14 protein-coding genes are annotated in these 22,471 nt (G+C 72.3%); 5 read left to right on the plus strand and 9 right to left on the minus strand.

The features are described from left to right. Nucleotides 1–21: 21 nt before the first annotated feature. On the minus strand, nt 22–6,021 hold the full coding sequence (locus ABIC29_RS18190) for an Ig-like domain-containing protein (protein ID WP_354247765.1): 6,000 nt from the start codon (nt 6,019–6,021) through the stop codon (nt 22–24). 398 nt (nt 6,022–6,419) lie between these two features. Here ABIC29_RS18190 and ABIC29_RS18195 point away from each other — a divergent pair, with 398 nt between their 5' ends. The 3 genes from ABIC29_RS18195 (at nt 6,420) to ABIC29_RS18205 (ending at nt 9,517) form a co-directional block, all read left to right on the plus strand. Continuing rightward, a complete protein-coding gene (locus ABIC29_RS18195) occupies nt 6,420–7,328 on the plus strand; it encodes a DUF2690 domain-containing protein (protein WP_354247768.1) in 909 nt (302 codons plus the stop codon). A gap of 113 nt (nt 7,329–7,441) precedes the next feature. After that, the gene (locus ABIC29_RS18200) at nt 7,442–8,239 is read left to right on the plus strand and encodes an HAD-IIA family hydrolase (RefSeq protein WP_116086029.1); all 798 of its coding nucleotides are present in this window, start codon (nt 7,442–7,444) and stop codon (nt 8,237–8,239) included. A gap of 174 nt (nt 8,240–8,413) precedes the next feature. Continuing rightward, complete coding sequence (locus ABIC29_RS18205) at nt 8,414–9,517, plus strand: hypothetical protein (RefSeq protein WP_354247771.1); 1,104 nt, start codon at nt 8,414–8,416, stop codon at nt 9,515–9,517. A gap of 4 nt (nt 9,518–9,521) precedes the next feature. On the opposite strand, the gene ABIC29_RS18210 is transcribed toward ABIC29_RS18205, so the two are convergent. Genes ABIC29_RS18210 through ABIC29_RS18235 form a run of 6 tightly spaced genes read right to left on the minus strand, consistent with a single transcriptional unit; the run spans nt 9,522 to nt 17,281 of the window. Beyond that, nucleotides 9,522–10,190: a DUF4166 domain-containing protein gene (locus tag ABIC29_RS18210; RefSeq protein ID WP_354247774.1), complete on the minus strand. Its 669-nt coding sequence runs from the start codon at nt 10,188–10,190 to the stop codon at nt 9,522–9,524. Then, nucleotides 10,187–10,921 (minus strand): SRPBCC family protein, encoded by a 735-nt coding sequence (locus ABIC29_RS18215; RefSeq protein ID WP_354247777.1) that lies wholly within the window; start codon nt 10,919–10,921, stop codon nt 10,187–10,189. Before ABIC29_RS18215 ends, ABIC29_RS18210 begins: the two co-directional genes overlap by 4 nt. A gap of 29 nt (nt 10,922–10,950) precedes the next feature. Then, nucleotides 10,951–11,883: a nucleoside hydrolase gene (locus tag ABIC29_RS18220; protein WP_116086024.1), complete on the minus strand. Its 933-nt coding sequence runs from the start codon at nt 11,881–11,883 to the stop codon at nt 10,951–10,953. Beyond that, nucleotides 11,880–15,260, minus strand: coding sequence for a hypothetical protein (locus tag ABIC29_RS18225; RefSeq protein ID WP_354247780.1), 3,381 nt, complete (start codon nt 15,258–15,260; stop codon nt 11,880–11,882). The genes ABIC29_RS18220 and ABIC29_RS18225 overlap by 4 nt, the downstream gene beginning before the upstream one ends. Beyond that, nucleotides 15,260–15,832 carry an orotate phosphoribosyltransferase gene (gene pyrE, locus ABIC29_RS18230; RefSeq protein ID WP_116086022.1) on the minus strand — a complete coding sequence of 191 codons (573 nt, stop codon included), beginning with the start codon at nt 15,830–15,832 and terminating at the stop codon, nt 15,260–15,262. Before pyrE ends, ABIC29_RS18225 begins: the two co-directional genes overlap by 1 nt. A 51-nt stretch (nt 15,833–15,883) precedes the next feature. Next, the gene (locus ABIC29_RS18235; RefSeq protein ID WP_116086019.1) at nt 15,884–17,281 is read right to left on the minus strand and encodes a threonine/serine exporter family protein; all 1,398 of its coding nucleotides are present in this window, start codon (nt 17,279–17,281) and stop codon (nt 15,884–15,886) included. Between the two features lie 571 nt (nt 17,282–17,852). Here ABIC29_RS18235 and ABIC29_RS18240 point away from each other — a divergent pair. Further along, on the plus strand, nt 17,853–18,818 hold the full coding sequence (locus ABIC29_RS18240; protein WP_354247783.1) for a LysR family transcriptional regulator: 966 nt from the start codon (nt 17,853–17,855) through the stop codon (nt 18,816–18,818). Between the two features lie 68 nt (nt 18,819–18,886). On the opposite strand, the gene ABIC29_RS18245 is transcribed toward ABIC29_RS18240, so the two are convergent. Then, nucleotides 18,887–19,276 carry an SHOCT domain-containing protein gene (locus ABIC29_RS18245; protein ID WP_116086015.1) on the minus strand — a complete coding sequence of 130 codons (390 nt, stop codon included), beginning with the start codon at nt 19,274–19,276 and terminating at the stop codon, nt 18,887–18,889. A gap of 303 nt (nt 19,277–19,579) precedes the next feature. Here ABIC29_RS18245 and ABIC29_RS18250 point away from each other — a divergent pair, with 303 nt between their 5' ends. Then, nucleotides 19,580–22,228, plus strand: a complete 2,649-nt coding sequence (locus ABIC29_RS18250; RefSeq protein ID WP_354247786.1) for a winged helix-turn-helix domain-containing protein — start codon at nt 19,580–19,582, stop codon at nt 22,226–22,228. Here ABIC29_RS18250 and ABIC29_RS18255 read toward each other — a convergent pair. Continuing rightward, a complete protein-coding gene (locus ABIC29_RS18255; RefSeq protein ID WP_116086010.1) occupies nt 22,200–22,421 on the minus strand; it encodes a DUF8691 family protein in 222 nt (73 codons plus the stop codon). The two genes, ABIC29_RS18250 and ABIC29_RS18255, sit on opposite strands and share 29 nt — an antisense overlap. Nucleotides 22,422–22,471 lie beyond the last annotated feature (50 nt).

Consider the following 22,471-nt stretch of genomic DNA (forward strand, 5'->3'; position numbering starts at 1 on the left):
TCTCGTCTCCTCGTGGCCCGATCAGGGGATGTTCGTGTGTGGGGTGGTGTAGTAACCGACGACCTCGATGTAGACCCAGCCCGTCGACCATCCGCCGCTGCATCCGTCGACGGCGCCATTGGCGGGCACGTAGACCGTCCTCGAGGAGTACGAGCCTCCGCTCTGATCACCGAAGCAGTGCAATTCGTACGTTCCGGCGTCGAAGTTCCTGGTGTTCAGGACGAAGATGTCCTTGCCGTTGCCGTCCTTGCCCCCGCGAGTCACCCACCCGGATTTGTCGTTCGACTGGCCCGACCACGTCTGGCTGACGGTTCCGGCAGCATTGCCGTAGCTCACGGTCAGCGTCGAGGTCTGGTTCGGTCCCATCCCCGCCTGAGCCCAGACACCGTTGCCGCCCCCGTCCACCCCGTGGCTCTGCGAGGTGAGCGCGCTGCCGTTGGGGTTCACGTTCCAACGGAACTCGACGCCGCCGTCGAGGCGATTGATCGCCTGCAGGGTGATGATCGGCTGGCCGAAGGGCACGACCGCGTTCGATCCCGTCTCGGGCCCGGGTGCGACGCCCTCGACCGCGGACGTGGCCCACACCGCGACCGTGTAGCCCGTGCCGTTCGAGAGTCCGCCGAGCGTGCCGCCGCCCGCGGGAAGCGTGCCCTGCGCGCCGGTGCTCAGCCGATAGCGGTACGTGATCTCGCCGGCCCGGTTGCCGTTCAACGGCCCGGGCGCGAACGTCACGTTCATGCTGCCGTCGCCGGGCGTCGCGGTCACGGTCGCCGGCGCTCCCGGTGCGTTCGCCGCGCGCCTCGGCGCCGAGTCGGCGCTCGCTGCCGACGACCCGGCCTTGTTGCGCGCGGTCACCGAGAAGGCGTAGTCCGACTCGCTCGTGTCGACCGTGACGTTCTGGCTCGTGCCGGCGACGGTGAGCGTCGAGACGACCGCGCCGCCCCGCTTCACCGTGAGGCTGTAGTCGGCGACCGCGTCGCCGTTGGCGCTGCCCGGCGCCGCCCAGCTCACGGCGATCTGCGCCTGGCCGCCCACGGGGGTCGACGGGCTCGTGACGGGCTGGCCCGGGGCATCCGGAAACCCCGCCGGGATCATCGACGCAGAGTACGTGCTCCACTCCGACGGCTCGGGCGCCTTGTTGTGCGCCTTGATGCGCACCTGGTACGCGACGCCGTTCTCCAGACCGTCCCAGGTGAGCGCGTTGCCCGTGACGCCGGCCTTCTGGATGGCACCCGTCCGAGGCGCCGGCGAGATCTCGAGCGTGTACGAGGCGACCGCCGACCCCCGGCTCGGAGGCGTCGTCCACGACACCGCGAGGGTGCCGTCGCCGAAGACGAGCAGGGGCGCAGCGGGCGTGTCCGGGCGCGCGTCGGGCCGGGCGACCGTCGACTGCGGCGACGCCGGCGAGACGCCGACCTCGTTCGTCGCCGTGACCGCGAAGGTGTAGTCGACGTCGTTCGTCAGCCCGTCGATCGTGCAGGTCGTCGAGGCGCAGGATCGGGTGTCGCCCTTCGACGAGGTCACCGTGTAGCCCGTGATCGGCGCTCCGTTGTTCGCCGGCGGCGACCACGAGAGCACGACCGTGCGGTCCTGGATCGAGGTCACGGTGGGGGTCCCCGGCGCTGCGGGCTTGCCCTTCACGGTGAGCCGGACCCGGCCCTCGACCTGCCGCTCGGGGGCGCCCGTGGCATCCGCGATGCGATACGACACGAGCATGGTGCCGACGAAGTCGGCCGCGGGCTCGACGACCACCTGGGAACCGTCGACCCTCGCCGTGCCGGAGCCGCTGTCGACCCGTGCTCCGACCACCTTCAGCGGGGTCTCGGGGAACGGGTTCACGTCGTTCGCGAGCACGTCGACGTCGTATGCGGTGCCCTGATGGGCGTCGGCGAGCACGTCGTCGTTCGCGACCGGCAGTGCCCGCTGCGAGGCCACCGCGGTCAGCGCGATCGTGCCGGTCGAGGGGGCGGACGCGCCGTCGCTCACCTCGACGGTGACGGTGCCGGTGCCGCCTCGTTCCACCTCGGCCCCGGCGCGCACACGCAGCCGCTGCCCGTCGACGTCGGCCGTGAACCCCGAGGGCACGTCGCCGACCACCCGATAGGTCAGCCGATCGAGGTCGCCCTCGTCGGGGTCGCTCGAGAGCTTGCGCAGGTTGAGCTCGACCGCGTCCTCGCCCGGCGCGACCTGCACGGTCGCGTTCAGCAGCGTCGGCGACACGTTCTCGGCGGGCCCGACGAGGATCGGGATCGAGATGAAGGCCTGGCGCCCGTCGGGGTCGTCGGGTCCCTCGCCGTCGGTCACGAGCAGGCCGATCGCGTCGGGTCCGTAGTACCCCTTCGCCGAGGTGTAGGCGAGGGCGTGCTCGTCGACGACGATCGGGGATCCGTCGGAGTGGGCAGTCGAGACGTCGGCGGTCGCGACCCGGGCGACCCGTCCGGCACGCACCCGCACGACGTCGGCGAGGGCGATGTCGAGCCGCTCGCCGCTCGTCACCTCGAGCGGCTCGTCCGACGCGAGCGTCGGGAGCAGGTCGTCGGCCCCCGGCACGAAGACGAACGCGCTCGCCTCGAGTCCGTCGCGGTCGGTGACGGTGTACCGGATGATCCGGCTCTGCGGGGTCATCGCGATCTTCGCGATCCCGCCGGCGAGCAGGCTCGTCTGTTCGTCGTCGACCCGCACGTCGAGGTCGGCGGCGACCCCGTCGGGATCCTCGTCGTTCTCGAGCAGCGCGACCTGCACGGTCTTCTGCCCGATCGCCTCGACCGGGCGCACCCGGTCGTCGCGGGCGATCGGCGCGCGCAGCGGCGCCTCGGGATCCACGGTGACCAGCAGCGAGCCGACCGCCTCCGCGCCGAAGAGGTCGGCGACGCGGTACTGCACCGAGTACTCGCCCGCCTCGTCGGGGGCGGTCACGAGCACCCGGTCCTTCGCCGTGACGGCGACGAGGCCGTCGGCGACCTCGAGCCGATCGGCGACGAGCGCGATGCGGTCGCCGTCTGGGTCGCTGTCGTTCGCCAGCACCGGCACGGCGATCGCACGGCCGGGGCGCACGAGCACCACGTCCTTGACCGCGTAGGGGACCTGGTTGGCAAAGTTCGGGTTCGCGACACCCACGATCACGGTGCCCTCGGCCGTCGCGCCCAGGCGATCCCGCACGAGGTAGCCGAAGGCGTCGGTGCCGCTCGAACCCGGATAGGCCTCGTAGTTCAGCCATCCGTCGCCCACGGTGACGCGCCCCTTGCCCGGCGCGTCGGTCGTACCGACGAGTTCCACCGAATCGCCGTCGGGGTCGATGCCGTCGAGCGGCACGGCGATGCGCACGGTGGTGCCGGCGATGACCCTCGCGGTGAGCGGCTGCGGCCTCGGCGCCCGGTTGTTCGCGTCGTCGCGTGCGAGGACCTGGATCGTCACGTACCCGGCCGTCCGGTTGCCCTGCGAGTCCTCGACCTCGTAGGTGACGTAGGCCGTGCCGGCCGCGTCGGCCGCCGTGAAGCGCAGGCGCCCCTCCGAGACGAAGGCCGCGCCGAGCGTCGCATCGGGCAATGGGGCGACGAGCTCGCCGCGCAGCGTGAGCGCATCGCCGTCGGGGTGGTAGTCGTTGGCCGCGACGTCGACGGTCACCACGTCGCCAGTGCGCACCGTGGCACGATCCTCGACGGTCACGGGCGGCCGCAACGTGGCCGGCAAGGGCACCGGCTGCACGAGGACCTCGCCGACGCTCGAGCGCGCCCCGTTCGACACGACGTACGTGAAGGCGACCGGCGCGCCGAGCCCCGAGGCATCCGTGACCCTGACGACGCGATGCTCGAGCACTTCGACCGAGATGCCGGCGCTCGCCGGCACCTGCACCGATTGCACGACGAGCACGCCGCCCGCGGGGTCGCTGTCGTTCGCGAGCACGTCGACGAGGGTCGATCGCCCGGCCGGCAGGAGGGCGAGGTCGCGCACGGCGACGGGGGCCTGATCGGATGCCCCGCCGGGAAGCACGTCGATGCGGATGATCCCCGCGCTCTGCGACGGCCCGTCGGTGACGAGGTACTGCACGTAGTAGACGTCCGGATTCGGCGCGGTGAAGGTGAGCGTTCCCGACTCGAAGTCGGGCACGATCGTCGTGCCCGCAGGCTGATCGTGCTTGGCGAGCCGCAACGGCTGGCCCGACGGGCTCGTGTCGTTCGCGAGCGGTCGGATCGTGACCGGCGTGCCGGCCGTCGTCGAGGCGCGATCGGCGTTCGCGATGGGGCGAAGGCTTCCCGCGGCTCGGACGTCGGCGCGGAGCACCCCATCCGCCTGGTCGATGCCGTCGGAGACGACCAGCTGCACCTGCTTCAGCCCCGGCGTGCCCGAGACGGCGGCGTACTCGACGATGCCCGAGGGGCGCGCGGTCACCTGGTCGCCGTCCTCCGTGCTCGCCGAGACGAGGAAGACGTCGTCGCCGTCGGGATCCCGCCAGCCCTGCAGCGCGTCGTACGGCAGGGTCGCCCCCGCCTCGACGCTCATCGTCTGCGGCTTCACGAGCTCGGGGGCGGAATTCGTGCCGGGGGGCCGCACGCTCACGGTCACCCGGGCGTCATCGGTGCCGCCGCGACCGTCGTCGACCGTGTACGAGAAGCTCAGGGAACCCGTCGCGTTCGGCGAGACCGTGACCTGGAGCGCCGCACCGCCGAGCACCGGCACGATCTGCTCGAACTCGCCGGGCGCGTCACCGCTGACCGCGGCCGAGAGCAGGTCGCCGTCGGGATCGCTGTCGTTCTCGGTGACGCGCAGCACGGTCGTGCGCCCCGCTCGAACGCCGTACTCGTCGTCGACCGCGACGGGTGGCCGGTTCTCCTCGCTGCGCTCGGGGAGCGCCTCCTGGTTCTCGTCGTTCTCCTCCTGCTCCTCGGCCTCCTGCTGGGGAGGCGGCACGACGTCGTCCCAGTTCTCGACGAGCTGCATCTGCTGCGTCACGAGCCAGATGCCGCCGTTCCGCGCGTCGTTCAGCACGACGACGTTGCGATTCACGCGATACGCCAGCTCGGCGTCGGCGAGCGCACCCTCGACGACGCCGGAGCTGTCGTTGCGCTCGCCGACGCACTCGCGGAGGTAGGCGGCCGAACCCGACCAGGCACCGTAGGAGCAGCCCGCGAGCCGAACCGGCGCGGCGGGGTCCCCCACGGCCCCGACGGCGGTCTCGGTCGGCTCGCCCCCCGCGACCGCCACCTCGACGAGCGAGTCGGACGTCGCGACGAGCACGGTCGTGGCGTCTTGGGCGCTCTGCTGGAGCACGCCTCCGTCTCCGCCGGCGATCGCGACCTCGGCGCCGCCCGGCAACAGGAGCGAGCCGGAGCCGGCGTCGAACACCGCGGCACCGCCGCCGATCGCCGAGATCTGCAGGTCGGCGTCGCGGGCGAACTCGGGCAGATCGGTGTGGCCGACCTCGGCGAAGGCGCCGGCGGCGCCCACCGCGCCGGACTCCGAGCTCGCGTAGCTGGACACCCGATGCCGCTCGCGCGAGACCGCATGCACCGTGCCGTCGAGTCCGACCGCGACGGCCGCCCCGTCGCCGAGTTCGGCCACGGGCTCCGACTCCTCGAGGCTCAGCGCGTCGACCGCGGTCACCGGCACGACGTAGAGGGCCCCGCCATCGAGCACGGCGACCACCCCGCCGCCCGCCGAGACCTCGGCCCCCGGCGGCAGCACGCCCTCGCCCGGCATCGCGACCGCACTCGGATCGATGCGTGCCAGCGTCGACGTCACCCGATCGTGCACGAGCACGGTGTCGCCCTGTTGCATCACGTCGTAGTCGGGGTCCTTCGCCCGCAGGCCGGCATCGAGCACCCGGGAGGGGAAGTTGAGGTGCCCGATGAGCAGGTCGCTCGACTTCGTCACCCAGACGCCGCCGTCGTTGAGCTCGACCTCGGCGGTGCGGAACCCCTCGGAGAGCACGGCCATCGTGATGAGCGCGAGCGCGGCGGTGGTGAGCACCGCACCGGATGCCATGGCTCCGCGCTGCTCTCGGAACTTCCGCAGGATCGCCACGTCCGCTCCTTCCGACGGTCCGATGGTTCCGACGCTCGCTTCTGCGGCGATCGTCGAGCTCAAGTCCAGGTGGTGGAACGCCGGGCGTCGATGGGGCATATCACCCATGCGTCGATGGGTGATCGACGGACGACCGAGGTCGGTGCCGGACGATGGTGACGCCCACGACTCTCCGCGAGGCGTGCTCGCGCTGTGCAAAAGCAAAGCAGTCGCGACCGGCCAACGGCTTCCGGAAACGACCGGATCCGACCGTCCGGAAAAACCGTTCATTCGGCCTGTCCCCCTAACTGGTGCCAGTGTGCAAGGGGGGTTCACGAGGGGCCCGATGGTATGAAATGACTACGGGCATCGCCGCCTTGTAGTCGACACCACCGTCCCCAGTCAGCAAGGAACCCGCGATGACCCGACCCGACTCCGCCGCAGCCGACTCCATCGCACAGTTCGCCGCAGATCTGCGCGCGCTCCGGCTGCAGGCCGACAGCCCGACGCTGGCGCGGCTCCAGCACGACACCGGCATCTCGAAGACGGTGCTCTCGAGCGCATTCGGCGGCAAGCACCTGCCGTCGGCCCGCACCGTCGACCGAACCGTGCGCGCATGCGGAGGCGATCCGGCCGAGTGGATCAGGCGGCGGGACGCCATCGCCGGGCACGGCGACTCGGCCTCCGGACCCGCGGCGTCCCCGTCGCGTCCCCCCGAGGACGCCCCCGTCGTCGACCTCACCGCGTCGGCCTCCGAAGAGCCTGCCCCGGCGACGGCGCGGCCGGCCGGCCGAACCCGAGCCGTCACCGCGCTGCTGATCGCAGCCGCGTTCCTGGTGGGCGTGCTCGTGTCGGGCGGTGTCAGCCTCGTCATCGGGGGCACGGTCGTCGAGCAGGCCCGCGCCGAGGCGGTCGCGATCGCGAAGAAGGAGCTGACCGACTCCCCCGTCAGCCCGATGGCCCAGATCAACGTGCACAACGGCGTCGACCCCGCACTCTCCCCCTGCGTGAACGATGCCGAGGTGGCGACGAGTTCACCGCGGACCAACAACACGAAGCTCGAGATCATCTGGTCGAACAAGTGCTATGCGGGATGGGCGCGGATCACGCGGTACGACGAGCAGGTCTCCGGCAACTCGATGACCGTGGCCATCTATCCCGAGACCGCACCGCAGGGCCCCGACCGTCAGTCCGCGGTCGAGCCGAACGTGCAGAGCGCCTACACGACGCTGGTCGTGCGGCCGACCCCCGAGACCCGGCTGTGCGCGGTGGGCGTGATCACGCTCGACGGCGAGAGCATCGACCTGGGCGAGCCGCTCTGCACCTGAGTCGGCATCCGGCTGCCCGCGACGGCGACGGATGCCTCTGGCGGCCGCCCGCGGCATCCGCCCGCCTCGTGAACGTCACCACTCCGTGACCTCCGCCGCCTAGTCTGGATCACATGGGACGACGCGAAGAGGTCGAGTGCTGGCTGACCGACATGGACGGCGTGCTCGTGCACGAGAACCACGCCCTGCCCGGCGCAGCCGAGCTCCTGCAGCAGTGGGAGGACTCCGGCACGCCGTACCTCGTGCTCACGAACAACTCGATCTTCACCGCGCGCGACCTCTCGGCGAGGCTCCGCGCGAGCGGCCTGAACGTGCCCGAGGACCGCATCTGGACCTCGGCGCTCGCGACGGCCGACTTCCTGAAGTCGCAGCTGCCCGGCGGCACCGCCTTCGTGATCGGCGAGGCCGGCATCACGACCGCGCTGCACGAGGCCGGGTTCATCATGACCGAGACGAACCCCGACTACGTGGTCGTCGGCGAGACCCGCAACTACTCGTTCGATGCGATCACGAAGGCGATCCGCCTCATCGGCAACGGTGCGCGCTTCATCGTCACGAACCCCGATGCCACCGGCCCGTCGAAGGACGGCCCCATGCCGGCCACCGGCGCGATCGCCGCGCTCATCACCAAGGCGACCGGCATGGAGCCGTACGTCGTGGGCAAGCCGAACCCGATGATGTTCCGCTCGGCGCTGAACAAGATCGGCGCCCATTCCGAGAACACGGCGATGATCGGCGACCGCATGGACACCGACATCGTCGCGGGCATCGAGGCCGGCCTGCACACGATCCTCGTGCTCACCGGCATCAGCGACCAGGCCGAGATTCAGAAGTATCCGTTCCGGCCCGACGAGATCCTCGGCGGCGTGCAGGAGCTGGTCCGCAAGGACCAGGTCGAGACCGAGCTGTAGCGGGTCGCCGGTCGAAGAGGCGCGCCAGCGCCGTATCGGCCGTCTTCGTCGCCCGCGCGTCCTCGGGTTCGGCGTCGAGCCGATCGCGGAGCTCGGCGTCGAGATCGACCCCGGCCGGCCCGAACCCGGCGCTCCCGACCCCGCAGGCCATCGACGGATGCAGAGGCTCGACCCATGACCGACTCCGAGCGGACCACACCGCCCACGCCAAAGCCCTACCGCGGCGTCACGCCGCCCGGCCCGACCCTGCCCGGCCCGACCCCGCCCGGCCCGACCGTGGCCGCACCGACCGTGGCCGCAGGTCCACCGAGGTCGCCCGTGACAGCCGACCCGCCCCTCCTCGGAGCGTGGCTCCTCGTGCTGCCGGGCGTCGCCGCGGGGCTCGTCGGCCTGCTGCCGTGGCTCGCGACCGGCATGCGCCTGCCACTGCAGAACCTCTGGGCGTTCGAGACGATGCCCGAGACGATGCCGATCGCGCTGCTGCCGTTCAGCCAGTACGCCCTCACGAGCATCGTCGGGCTCATCGTCACGGGCAGCGCGGTCGCCGGTCTCGTGGCACGCACGCTTCGGCGACGGATGCCGCGGCGCGGCTTCGCCGGGTTGCTCGTCGGCGTGCTCGCCGTGCAGGTCGTCGCCCTGGCGCAGACTGCGGTCACCGTGCAGGCCGGACTGCAGCATCGACTCGAGTCGACGGTCTACGTCGTCGCGCTCATCGCGCTCACCCTCTTCTCGATCGCCGTCGGCGCCCTCGTGCTGTGGCTCATCGCGCGGGCGCCGCGGGCGGGCGCGCTGATCGGACTCGCCTTCGGCAGCATCGCCGTCGGCTTCTGGGCGAGCACGCTGCTGCACCCGTTCCTCGGCGTCGTGTCCGGCGAGGTGTCCTGGCTGCTCGGCGCGCTGCGTTGGCTGCCGGCGGTGCTCATCGGCGCCGCGATCGCCTGGTGCGGCGTCAGCACAATCGGTCGGGTCGTCGCGGCGATCGCGAGCCTCGTGGTGCTCTGGCTGGCTCCGGCGCTCGCGACCGCGGTGAGCAGCGCCGCCGGCACGCGCGTGCTGGCCACCCGCCCCGCCGAGATGCTCGACTACGGCCTCGGCGTCTTCGCCGCGGCGTCGACGCTGCCGGAGCTCGTCCTGCCGCCGATCGCCGTCGCGATCGTGGTCGCGGGCATCGGCCTCGGCGTGCGGGCCGTGGTCGCGCGCGGCGTGGCCGTGCCCTCGGCGGCCGATGAAGGCGAGGGCGGCGCGCCCGGCGGCGACGGCGCTGGGCCCACCAGCTGAGCGCTCACGTTCGCCGTTCGTGCCGAACCGGCCTCACCCGCTCGGGCGCATCGGTCGAGGCGATCCACTCGCACGTGAACGTGCCGCGATAGCCGAAGAGGAACCCGAACCGGTCGTTGCGCACCTCGAGCTCGATGTGGAACGTCTCGAGCTCGTCGTCGTACCACTCGTGCAGGTGCGCCCGGCCGCTGAACAGCATCGGGAACCGGAACGCGATCGGCCCCTCGGCGAAACGCTGCGCACCTGAGGTGAGCCGGAGCCCGCCGTCGTCGTCGACGGCCAGGTCGAGGTCGACCGCGAGGTGCTGGTGCGTGCCGAGGTAGTCGACGACCCGCCCGTCGACCAGGATCATCGTGGCGTCGAAGCGACGGCGGTGCCCCCTGATCTCGTACTCGCGCACGAATGTCACCGTCTCGCGTCCGAACGGGTCGAGGTACGGATGGTTGTCGATGCGGAACGGCACGTCGGTACCGACGTCGGGCACGAGGATGTTCCGCAGCCGTCCGATCTGCAGGAACGGCACGGTCCACCACGGCCCGCGCCGCACCTCGCTCATGACGCCTCGTCCGACGCATGCCTCACCCGACTCGAGGCCGATGCCGAAGCGCCGCTGCAGCATGGGATGCAATCGCGCGAAGTCCTCGCCGATGGCCCGCTCGAAGATCGACGTCACGAGTCGACTCCGTTCACGGCGATGCGGGCGGTCGCGGCGGGTTCCGGCAGGGTCGCGAGCGTGCTCGGCGCCCCGGCGAGGTGATCGGCGCGACGGATGCCGCCCGCGGGCGCCCTGCGGCATCGGCCGGCCCTCGGCCGGTCGCCCCGCCAGAACCACAACGCGCTGCGCAACGGCCAGTGCTCGGGTTCCTCCCCACGCTCGATCCAGATGCGGAGGCGGTCGAAGCTCCACGCCGTCGCCCACCCCAGCAGCGGCCGCACGACCACGTCGAGCGGGCCCCAGCCCGGCTCGTAGTCGTAGCCCGTGATGAAGCGCGTGCCCGCGGCATCCGTCGTGTACCGCCAGTAGCCGCGACCCGAGCGGAGCGGCGAGAGCCGGTCATCCGTCGAGAAGCGCAGCGCCGAGGTGCGCGACCCGTCTGGTCGGTCGGTCTCGCCGAGGCTGACGCCGATGCCGTGCACGGTATGGAAGGGCACCCGGCGGGTGTACGTGAAGCGCCGCGCCGCGGCATCCGCCGTCTCGCCCTCGACGACCCGCTGCGTCGGCCGCACGGAGGCCTGCCCCGGTGCCGGCTCCGGTGCTGGCTCCGGCTCCGGCTCCGGCTCCGGCACGATGCTCGAGAACCGGAGGTCCCACCTGGCGTGCGCGGACGGCTCCTGGCTCAGTCGCCACACCTGCTCGAGATCGGCGGCGATCGTCGTCTCGACGTAGATGCCCGAACGTGCCATGCATCGAGGCTAGCGCCCGGCGGAAGGCGTCAGGCGAGCCGTCCGACGGCATCGACCAGGCCCGCCCAGAACCGCTCGACGTCGAGGTCGACCGCGATCCAGGCGTTCGGTTCGCGCCCGAGCATGCCGTCGAAGTCGACGCTCGTCGCACCGGTGGTCTCGGTGCCGGCCAGCTCGACGTCGAGGCGCGTGTGCCGCAGTTCGACGGCGGACGGGTCGGCGAGCACCGCGACCGCGACCGGGTCGTGCAACGGACCGTCCGGCATGCCGAACACCTCGTCGTTGGTGCGGCAGAAGAACTCGAGCAACTCGTCGCCGAAGGCCGCCGTCCGCGTGCCGACCCCCGCGAGGCTCGTCCGCACGGCCGGCGTCACGAGGGCGCGGTGCGTCACGTTGAGGCCGACCATCGTGAACCGGATGCCGCTGCGCAGCACGAGGTCGAGCGCCTCGGGGTCGACCAGCGCGTTGAACTCCGCGTACGGGGTCGCGTTGCCGCGCTCGGTGGAGCCGCCCATCCAGACGATCTCGCGGATGCGCGGGGCGAGTTCGGGCCGATCGCGCAGCAGCACGGCGATGTTCGTGATCGGGCCCGTCGCGATGATCGCCACGGGTTCGCTCGACGACTCGAGCACGTCGGACATGAGCTCGGTCGCGGAGCGCGGGTCGAGCGGTACGCGCGGCTCCGGCAGCACAGGCCCGCCGAGGCCGTTCTCGCCGTGGATCCACTCGGCCGTCACGAGGGGGCGCACGAGCGGGCCGGAGGCGCCGGCCGCGACCGGCACCCCGTCGACGCCGGCCACCGAGAGCACGATGCGCGCATTGCGGCTCGTGTGCTCGAGCGGCACGTTGCCGCCGACCGTGGTCACGGCGAGCAGCTCGAGCGACGGGTGCCCGGCCGCCAGCCACAGTGCGAAGACATCGTCATGACCCGGATCGCAGTCCAGGATCACGGGGATGCTCACGCCGTCGGGCCGGGTCCTGCGATCGAGCCCGTGATCGGCTCGCCGCCCGCTCGATTGGCGAAGCAGTAGTACGTGCGCTCGCCCGCAGCCCACTGCTCCTCGGTCACCGGGTAGCTGCCCTGCACCTGCAGGTCGGGGATGCCGGCCGCTGCGGCCACGTCGACGATGCCCGCCGCCGTGCAGAGTGCGCTCATCTGCGCGCCGAGCTCGGCCTCGCCGGGGAACGCCGCGGCCTGGTCACCCGGGAGCGTGCCCCGGTAGACGAGCTGTGCCGCGTGCGCGACGCCGCAGTCGACGACCGTGTACTCCTCGTCCCATGCGGACGTGAACGGGTCGAGGCACTCCCCGCCGAACAGCGTGTTCCACGCGTGCACGCCCATCGGCTGCGGTGCGGTGGGGGCCGGCGCCGGGGTGTCGGACGCCGCCTCGCCGGTCTCGCTCGCCGACGGGCCGGCGGTCGACGCGAGCCCGCCGCTCACGATGTTCGAGCCGAAGAAGAAGAGCCCGGCCAGCACGACCAGTACGAGCAGGCCGCCGGCCACCCAGATCAGGGGCTTGGCCGGGCCGCGGCCGCCCGAGTCCTTTCCGGACCCGGAACCGTTCGAACCGCTGCCGCCGGACGCGCCGGAACCGCCGCTGGAGCGACCGCCGTTTCCGTTGCCGTAGCCGTTGCCGCTGGTGCCGGAGGAGCCGAGGCCGCCGCCGACCCCGCTGGAGCCGCTGGAGCCGCCGTACGATGCACCGCCGCGGCCGGCGCCTGCGCCAGCGCCGCCGACCCCGCCGACGGAGGCACCGGGCGCCGAGGCGAACGCCGCGAAGCCTCCGGCCGATGCGCCGATCCCGGCGCCGACCCCCGCTGCGGTCGCGACGCGAACGGGTCCGGTCGGTTCGAACAGTGAAGCGAACGGGTTGTCGTCGTCGCGGTCGGCGGATGCACGAGGTTCGGACGCCCACGAGTCGGAGGCGATCGGCATGCGCTGCGTGGTCGACGCGGATCGCCGGGAAGCGAAGGGGTCGCCGTCTGCGGCGTCGGCGAAGGCGAACGGATCGTTCGAGAACGCCTCGGTCGGTGCCTGCTCGGACTGGTCGGGCACGACCTGGAGCATCGCGGTGGCCGCCGGCGGCTCATCGGCGGCGGGCGCGGCGAACCAGTCGACCTCGTCGGACGCGAGTTGGTCGTCGGACGCGAGCCGGTGGTCGGACGGGAGCGACTCGGCGACCGGCTGCACGGGCGGCACGGCCGACCGGCGCATGGGGCCGACGGCGCCGGAGGATGCGGCAGCCGCGGCGAGGCCCGCCGCCCCACCGAACGCGAGGGCGCGAAGCGGCGAACCCAGGGGCTCGTCGGCACGAGGGTCTTCCGCCGTCGGGTCGGGGCTGATGCCCCACTGATAGCCCGGCTCCTCGTCGTCGGCCGGGGTCGGCTCGTCGAACCGTCCCGCATCGGGCACGTTCGACCACGCGCGCACGCCACCGAACTGGGGCACGGACGGCGTCTCGTCGAGGCCGCCGACCTCGTCGTCATCGAACGAGAGGCCGAGGCCCGCGAGTCCGTCGGATTCGGCCGGGGCCCGGCGCGGGGTCGCCGGTTGCGCGACGACGGCGCTCGGCCGGTCGTATGGCGAGGCGGGCTCCTCGGCGAACGCCGCGAACGCCGCGAACCGGCCATGGTCGCCGACCGGCGCGACCGGCGCGACCGATGCGGCGGCGCCGCCGAGGGCGGCGAGCAGGTCGTCGACCGGCTGCACCGGCTGCGGCACGATCGGCGCGGATGCCACCGGAGCCGCAGCGAAGGCGGGGAACGGGGTGCGCGGCTGGTCGGGGCCGGTCGAGGACGGCGTGTACGGCGCCTCGGAGGACGGGGCGGGCTTCACCACCGGGAAGACACGGGTGCGGGCGGCCTCGAGCTCTGCGGCCTCAGCCTCGGCCTGCGCCTCGGCGGCAGTACGAGCCTCGGCGGCCGCACGAGCCTCAGCCGCAGCACGGGCCTCAGCCGCCGCACGAGCCTCAGCCGCAGCACGGGCCTCAGCCGCCGCACGAGCCTCAGCCGCAGCACGGGCCTCAGCCGCCGCTCGAGCCTCGGCCACTGCCGCAGCGTGTGCTTCGGCGGCCGCGTGCGCCTCGGCCGCGGCCTGTGCCTCGGCGGTCGCCTGGGCCTCGGCCGCGGCCTCGGCGACCTGCTGCTCGAGCGCCAGGCGCTCACGACGAGTGAGCTCGGGTGCGGACGAGGCGACCGGAACGGGCGGCGCCTCTGCCTCCTGGAGCGCCGACCAGAGGTCCGCGCCGAAGTCCGTCGCGGGCGCCTGGCCCACAGGCGTGAAGGAGCTCCGCGCGACCGGGGGCGGGGCGAAGCCCGCGAAGGGCGAGGCGTCGGCTGCGTCATCCGCAACGGGAGCGACCGGAGCAGTGGGAGCGACCGGAGCGGTGGGAGCGACCGGAGCAGTGGGCACGGAGGCCTCGGGCTGCGACAACCGCCGGAACGCCTCGCGGAGCGCGTCTTCGGAGTTCGCCGCGCCGCCGTCGGGTTCGCCCCAGGTGAGCGCGAACGGCGCGGTCGGCGTGGCCGGGCCGGGCACTGCGGTGGGTGCCGGCTCGATGGACTGCGGAGCGGGCGCGGGCGCCGAGGGCTGGTTCCACGAGGGGACCGCCTGGTCGGCCTGCTGGGCGGCTCGCTGGACGCCGACGGGCGGCTCGACCCTGAGCGGCGCGTGCGCCGGAGGCGACGAGGAGGGGGCCGAGGGCGCGACGGGCGCGACGGGCTGGTTCCAGCCCGCGAACGCCGAGGTCGGGGGCGTCGTCGGCTGCGCGACGGGCGGCGTCGGCGACCAGGCCGGTGCGGCAGCCGGAGCCGCTGCTGCTGCTGCTGCTGCTGCTGCTGCTGCTGCTGCGGAGGCCTCCCACGTCGGCACGGCCGTCGGCGCAGGGGGGACGATCGGCGACGACTGCGGATGCGCGGGGGTCGCCGGAGCCTGCGGCGCGCCGGACGGCTGACCCGCGAACGGCTGGCCGGCATACGGCTGACCCGCGAACGGCTGCGCTGCATACGGCTCGCCGGCGACGGGCCGGTCGGCGGGCGGCTGCGTCGGGAGCGCCCCGCCGACGATCGGGAGCGCCCTGGTGCCCGTGTCGCGGGCGGGCGGCTCGGCGAGCGAGAACCAGTCGAGCACTTCTTCGCTGCGGCGCGGCGCCGAGGGCTGCGCGGCGGACGACGGCACGGAGGAGGGCGGGACCGACCCGGGCGGAACCGGCATCGACGGCGCCGCAGGCTGCCCGAACGACGGGGGCGCCACCGGATGCTCCGGGCGCGACTCACCGCCGGCCGCGAGCTGCGCGAGGAGCCAGTCGGCGTCGTTGCCGCCGAGTCGGTCGCCCGACATCAGGCCAGGCCCAGGTCGTCCAGGTAGATCGCCGCGAGGTACTGCACGCCGGCCGCCTCGATGACCTCGCGCGCCCCTGTGGCGCGGTCGACCACGACGGCGACGGCGACGACCTCGGCACCGACCTTGCGGAGCGCCTCGATGGCCTTGAGCGGCGAACCGCCCGTGGTCGAGGTGTCCTCGAGCACGATGACCCGCTTGCCCGCGACATCCGGACCCTCGACCTGTCGGCCGCGGCCGTGGTCCTTCGGCTCCTTGCGCACGACGAACGCGTCGTACTCGAGGCCGCGCGCGGCACCCTGGTGCAGCACGGCGGAGGCGATCGGGTCTGCGCCCATCGTGAGACCGCCGACGGCGGCCACATCGGGGATGTCGGCGATGAGGTCGATCATGACCTGGCCGATGAGCGGCGCCACGCGGTGGTCGAGGCTCACCTTGCGGAGGTCGACGTAGTACGTCGCCTTCTTGCCGCTGGTCAGCGTGAAGTCGCCGTGGAACACCGCATCGGCGGAGATGTGGTCGATGAGCTGCTGACGGACGTCGGCGCTGCTGTGGGGGTCTGTGAGCGTCACCCGAATACTCTACGGCGGACTCGCCTGAGAGGAAGGCCCGTATTTCTCCGGTCAGTCGCGGCGGTCGGCCTCGTCGCGCCGCGCCTGCTCACCGGCATCCGCCCTTCCGCCCGTCTTGCGATGCCCCCAGAACGACCGCGGCGTACCCGGCAGGATGCGCGCCCAGAACGGCGGCTCCTCGTTCTGCGTGAGGGCCGCCGGCACCTCGACGTGGAACTGCGCGATCTCCTCGGCGCCGTGGTGCACGACCCGATAGAGCGCCGTGCCGATGAGCACGCCCAGCGCGATCGACATGACCGAGGTGAGGGCGGCCGCGAGGCTCTCGATCCCCGCGCTCGTGCCCACCGCCTCGGTGAGGCCGACGAGGCCGGCCGCACCCGGTACGAGCAGCCAGAACGCCGGAAGGAACGTCAGCTGCGACGGTGCGCCGTGCCGGAGCGTCGCGATCCAGAGCACGACGGGCGTCATCGCCAGGGCTCCGACGAACCCGCTCACGGTCTGCCCGATGAGCACGATGCCGATCTGCTGCCCGGTGAAGGCGACGACCAAGGTGAGCAGCACCCAGCCGAACGTCGCCCTCGGCGCCGAGAAGTGCAGGAAGTTGCCGATCGCGAAGAGCAGCACGCCGAGCATCGGAATCCACCACGGCAGGGTCGAGGACGCCTCGAGCGGCAGGTAGCTCGAATCGTCGACGCCCATGATCGTGCCCGCGGCGAGGATGCCGAACGCGAGCAGCGCGAGCTGCACGAGGCCGAACACCAGCCGGGATGCGCCGGCGACCATCTGGCCCGCCGCGAGCTCGACCGTGGCGGTCGTGAGCACGCCGCCCGGCAGGAACGTCGCGAGCGGGGCGATGAGCAGCCGGATCGGGTCGCCGATCTCGAGGTAGGGCGCGAGGAGGAAGACGGTCAGCGCGCAGACGAACGCCGCGAACACGGGGAACACGAGCTGCAGGGTGGGAGAGCGCACGAGCTTCAGCAGGCCGATCAGCGCCCCGAGCGAGAAGGCGATGATCGCCCCCTGCCAGGTCGGCGCCAGCAGCAGCACGAGGCCGGTCGTCAGCACCGCGTGCCCGAAGACCCGTACCGGCCAACCGAAGCGCTGGCGCATCGCGCCGATCTCGTTCAGCTCGTTGATGCCCTCGAGCGGATCGATCGCGCCGGCCCTGGCCCTCTCGATGAGCCGGTACAGGGCCGCGATCTGGTCGAACCGGAACGAGACGTTGATCGCCGAGCGGATCGCGACCCGCCCGTCTCCGCCGGCGCCGGTCTCGATGAGCACCACGGTCGGCAGCACGACCACGTCGGTGTCGGCGCGGCCGTAGGCGAGCGAGACCGCGCTCATCGTGTCGCCGATCTTGTCGACGGACTCGCCCGCGGCGTTCATGCCCTCCGCGAGCCCGAGGAGGAAGCGGCGCAGCACCGCCTGGTCGGTGACGACGTCGGCCATCTCTCCCCCTCGTGTCGAGGCTCACGGTATCGGGGTCGCCGACCCGAGTCTGCGTGAACACGCGGACGAGCGGATGCCTCGGCCCGCCGCTCGTGCCCCGGCGCCGGGGCCGGGGCCGGGGCCGGCCGGGCATCGGGGGGCGGGGCGCATCGGCATCCCCCCAGTGCATGCCGATGCGCCCCGCTCACGCGCGTCGAGCCCGAGGCGACGGGTCGCGGAGGCGTCGAGCGCACGATGAAGGGCCGCCCGGCGGAGTGTCCCTCTCCGTGGGCGGCCCTTGGGCCCGGCGATGCCGGGCGGGTTCGCGCGGCCTCAGACGGTGCGCGCGAAGGTCTCTGCGGGCTGGCGGCGGTAGCCGTCGCGGGTGGCGAGAACGATCGTGCCGATGACTCCGGCGACGGATGCAGCTGCGACGAAGATGAGCGTGGCCATGATGGTTCCCTTTCGAATGGTGACGGCGTGTGATCGAGCGGTTCGTTGCGCCGTTGCAACCCTTCGATGTGTCAATCATCCTCCTTAAAACAATGCAGCACAAGCTCACAGAACTGCAATGAATATGTAGGCTGGCTACATGGACGTGAATCGACTCGACCTCCTCCGCGAACTCTCAGAGCGCGGCAGCGTGACCGCGGTCGCCGAGGCGACCGGGCGCACCCCGTCGGCGGTGTCGCAGCAGTTGAAGGTGCTCGAACGCGAGGCGGGCATGCCGCTCACCGAGCGCAGCGGGCGCGGGCTCGTGCTCACGAGCGCCGGCCACGCGCTGGCCCGCAGCGCGGCCGACGTGGCGATCGCGCTCGAGCGCGCCACCGCCCTGTGGGACGAGTTCCGCAACCACCCGAGCGGCGAGGTCACGCTGCTGACCTTCCCGACGATCGGGGCGAGCCTGCTGCCCGGGGTGCTGACCGACCTCGCGAGCGTCGCCGGGCTCGTCGTGCGCTGCACCGACCTCGATCCGGAGCTCGCCGGATTCCCCGACCTCACCTCCGACTACGACATCGTGCTCGCCCACTCGATGCCCGGCGAACTGCCGTGGGGCGGCCGCGGGCTCAGGGCGGTGCCGCTGCTCACCGAGCCGCTCGACGTCGGCATCCCGAGCGACCACCGCCTCGCCGGGCGTTCGCACGTGACGAGCGCCGACCTCGTCGACGAGACCTGGCTCGGGGTGCCGCCCGGCTTCCCGTTCGAGCGCATCCTGCACGTCATCGAGCAGCAGGGCGGCAAGCGCGTGCACGTCTCCCAGCGCTTCAGCGACATGCGCATCATCGAGGCGTTCATCGCGGCCGGCCAGGGCGTCGCGTTCGTGCCGCGCTACACCTCGGGCGCGGTGCCGGAGGGCGTGCTCCTGAAGCCGATCCGCGGTGTCGCGTCGGCGCGGCAGATCGTCGCGCTCGTGCGGCCGGATGTCGCGGAGCGGCTGGCCGTGCGCACGGTGCTCGACGTGCTCACCGCCCGCGCCTCCCGGCTCGAGCAGTCCTCCGCGCACCCGTCACGCGGTGATGGCGCCGCGCACGGCGAGCACCCGGCGCCGGCTGCCTGACGCGAGCACGCGAGACGGCGGCGGACGGCGGCTCCCCCAAGCCGGCGTCCGCCGCAGCAACGTCGCGCTCAGGCGCCCTGCAGCGCCTTGGCCTTCAGGGTCTCGTACTCGGCGGGCGTGACCGCTCCCGAGTCGAGGAGGCGCTTGGCCGACTCGATCTCGGATGCCGGCGATGACGACGACGAGCCCGCGACCGTCCTGATGTACTCGTCGCTCTGCGCTCGTGCGGCCTGCGCCTCCGCGAGCTTCCGCTCACCCATGCCACGGCCTCGGGCGATGAGGTAGATGATCGCCGCCAGGAAGGGGAGGAAGACGAGGAAGATCACCCAGAGCGCCTTGCCCCATCCGTTCAGCGTCGCGTCGCGGAAGATGTCCACGATCACCGTGATGAAGATCCAGATGCACGCGACGAGAACGTAGAACCAGAAGAGCCAGACGAAGAATTCCCAGAGGTTCACGGTGGTCCCTTTCAATCCGGGCGTGCGCTTCACGCCCATGCGACCACGAACGTAGTTCGCCCGCCGAACGTCCACATCGCCCTGAACGGATGACTCCAACGGCGTCCGACGCTGCCGCGAGGTGAGACACGCGTCCAATGCGAGGGAGAGCGCAGGCGAACCATGGCGTAAGACAGGGGGAACCGGACGTATCCGGTGTCATACTGACCGGGTGTCGACCGACACGTGTCTGCCGGGGAGTGAGCAGCCTCGGTGGGCAGTCGGGCGGGACGCATGGTCGAACAGGTGTCGGGGGAATACCTCGTGGAACGTCCCGACCTGCTGCGCAGGCTGGATCTCGCACGCGGACTGCCACTCACGATGATCGTGGCCTCCGCCGGCGCCGGCAAGACCGTGCTGCTGCAGCAGTGGGCCGCGGCGATGCCCGGGCTCGCCATGGCGTGGATCGACGTCGACCCCGAGGACGACGATCCGATGCGCTTCTCTCGCCGGCTCATCGCGGCACTTTCGGCCGTTCGGAGCCGGGTCGGCGGACTCGCGGACCTGTCGGCGCTCGGCGCGGGCGGACTCGGCGGCCCGTTCCTGGACCACCTGACCGCCGAGCTCGCGTCGTTCCCCGAGACGGTCATCGTGCTCGACGACGTGCACCACCTCTCGAACGGCACGCTCCTGGCCGACCTCGGCCGCCTCGTCGCCGCCCTCCCCCCGAACGTGCATCTCGTGATCGCCACCCGGTTCGATCCCCCCATCGCCTGGAGCCGGCTGCGGCTGCGCAACCGCATGCTCGAGCTCCGCCAGCTCGACCTCGCGATGACCAGGGACGAGTCGGCGGAACTGCTCGCCAGGATCACGCACCGGGACATCGGCGCCGAGGCGATCGATGCGATCGCCTCGAGAACCGAGGGATGGGCGGCCGGGCTGCAGCTCGCGGGACTCACGCTCAAGTTCCAGGGCGAGTCCGAGGAGTTCGTCGAGGAACTGAGCGGCAGCGGTCGACTCATCTCCGAGTACCTCACCGAGGAGGTGCTCGACGCGCTCGCCGAGAGCACGAGGACGCTGCTGCTCCGGATGTCCGTGCTCGACGTGATGACGGCGGAACTCGTCGACCACGTGCTGGATCGCACCGATGCCCAGCAGCTCTTCGAACGTCTGGAGCACGAGTCGATGTTCCTCGTCGCGATGGACCCCCATCGCACGAGGGTCCGATTCCACCAGTTGTTCCGGGATCTCCTCCGCTACCGGCTGCGCGCCGAGGACGCACCGGAGGAACGCCGTCTGCTCGGCGCGGCCGCCGACTTCCACCTGGCGCGAGGCGAGCTGACGCCTGCGGTCGAGTACCTCCTCCGAGCCCGCGAGTGGGACCGTGCCCTCGATGCGATCATGACCCGGGGCAGCGACGTCTTCGAACGCGGCGAGATGCACGCCGTGGTCCGCTGGATCACGGCCGTCCCCGAGCATGTCCGGGCCGGTCGCCTCGACGTGCAGCTCGAACTCGGCATCCTGGTGGGCATGCAGGGCGAGACCATCCGGGCCGTCGATACGCTCCGGCGCGTGGCGAGCGACCCGCGTGCGACGCCCGGGGAGCGCGTGATCGCCGACGCGTGGATCTCCGCGACCGCGCAGTGGTCCGCGTCGCCCGACGAGACCCTCCGGGCCGCCGAGCGAGCACTCGAGCTGCTCGCGCCCGAACCGGTCGAGACGCCCGACCTGATGGGCCTCACGGCACCGGGACTCCTCCGCACGCTCGCCACGGGTTCCGGCGGCCGGTCGCACTTCCTGCTCGGCGACCTGGCCGAGGCCGAGACGTGGATCGAACGGGCCCTCGCCACCGACGGCGTCGCCTACCCGCCCTATCGCGTCGGCCTGCTCGGGTCGCTCGCCCTGCTCCACGCGTGGACGGGCCGCACCGTGGGCGCGGAGCTGCTCGCCGCGGAGGCGATCGACACCGCGACCTCGGCCTCCCTCGCCGCGCACCCGATCATCGCCGATGCCTACCTCGCGCAGGCGCTCGTCGCCCACGAGCGCGGACGCCCCGAGGCCGCCATCGTCCCGCTCCGGAACGGCATCATCAGCGCGGAGGCCAACCACCGCTCGCAGCTGTCGTGGATCGCGAGGTACGAGGCGGCGCTCGTCGCCGGGCTCGAGGGCCGGTTCGAGGACGCCCTCGAGCTCACCGAGCTCATGCCGCACGACGGCGATGGCATCGCCCCGGCTTCCGGCCCGCCCCCTGCCCCGGCGCAGTCACCGGCGCCCGCGGTCCACGACCGTCTCGTCGCCGCTCGCATGAGCGCGCTGCGCCGGAGCGGCCGTGCCGAGCAGGCGCTCCGCCTGCATCCGGTGGATCGCCGCGGCCTCGGTTCGGCGCCGTCGATCGCCCTCGAAGCGGTGGCCGCATCCCTCGCGCTCGGTCACGTGGACGCGGCGAAGGCCCTGCTCGCCGACACGACCGATCGATTCCGGACCGAGCAGCCGCGCGGCGCGGTGCAACGGCTCCTGCTGCGCGGGTGGGCCGCAGCGCTCGAGGATTCGCGACACGCGGCCCTGGAGTTCGTCGACGCGGCCCTCGAGCGAGCGGAACCCGAGGGCCTGGTCGCCCCGTTCCTCGAGTCCGACGCCGTCGTGCTCGACCTCGTGGCCGAACTCGAACCGCGGCGTGGCGGCCTGGCCGGGACGATCGTCGCACTCGACGGACGGCGCAGCCCTGCTCGGGCGAACGCCGCGCTCGCGGAGCCGCTCACGGATCGCGAACTCGAGATCCTCGGGCACCTTCCCGATCATTCGACCGCCGCAGAGCTCGCGAGCATGTGCTTCGTCTCGATCAACACGATCAAGACCCACACCGCGCACATCTACCGCAAGCTCGGCGTGACGGGGCGGAGCGCGGCGATCGCGAGGGCCCGTGACCTCGGCCTGCTCGCCCCGCTCACTCGGGCCGGTCACCGACGTGCGTGATCGCCTCGATCTCGACGTTCAGGCTGCGGAGCAGATCGAGCACCCCGAGCAGGCGCGCCTGATCCGGCACCTCTCCGCGGAGTCTGGTCGAACCCGGACTGCTCTCGACCACCTCGAAATCGACCAGTTCATCGGTGATCATCTCTCCGAGTTCACCGCGCACCAGGATGTCGAAGGTCTCACGACCCCCCATACGCACCTCCGGACTCGCACGATGTCGTGCATCGCGCATCGTGCATCTTC

The sequence above is a fragment of the Agromyces sp. PvR057 genome, from assembly GCF_040547485.1.
Lineage (GTDB): Bacteria > Actinomycetota > Actinomycetes > Actinomycetales > Microbacteriaceae > Agromyces.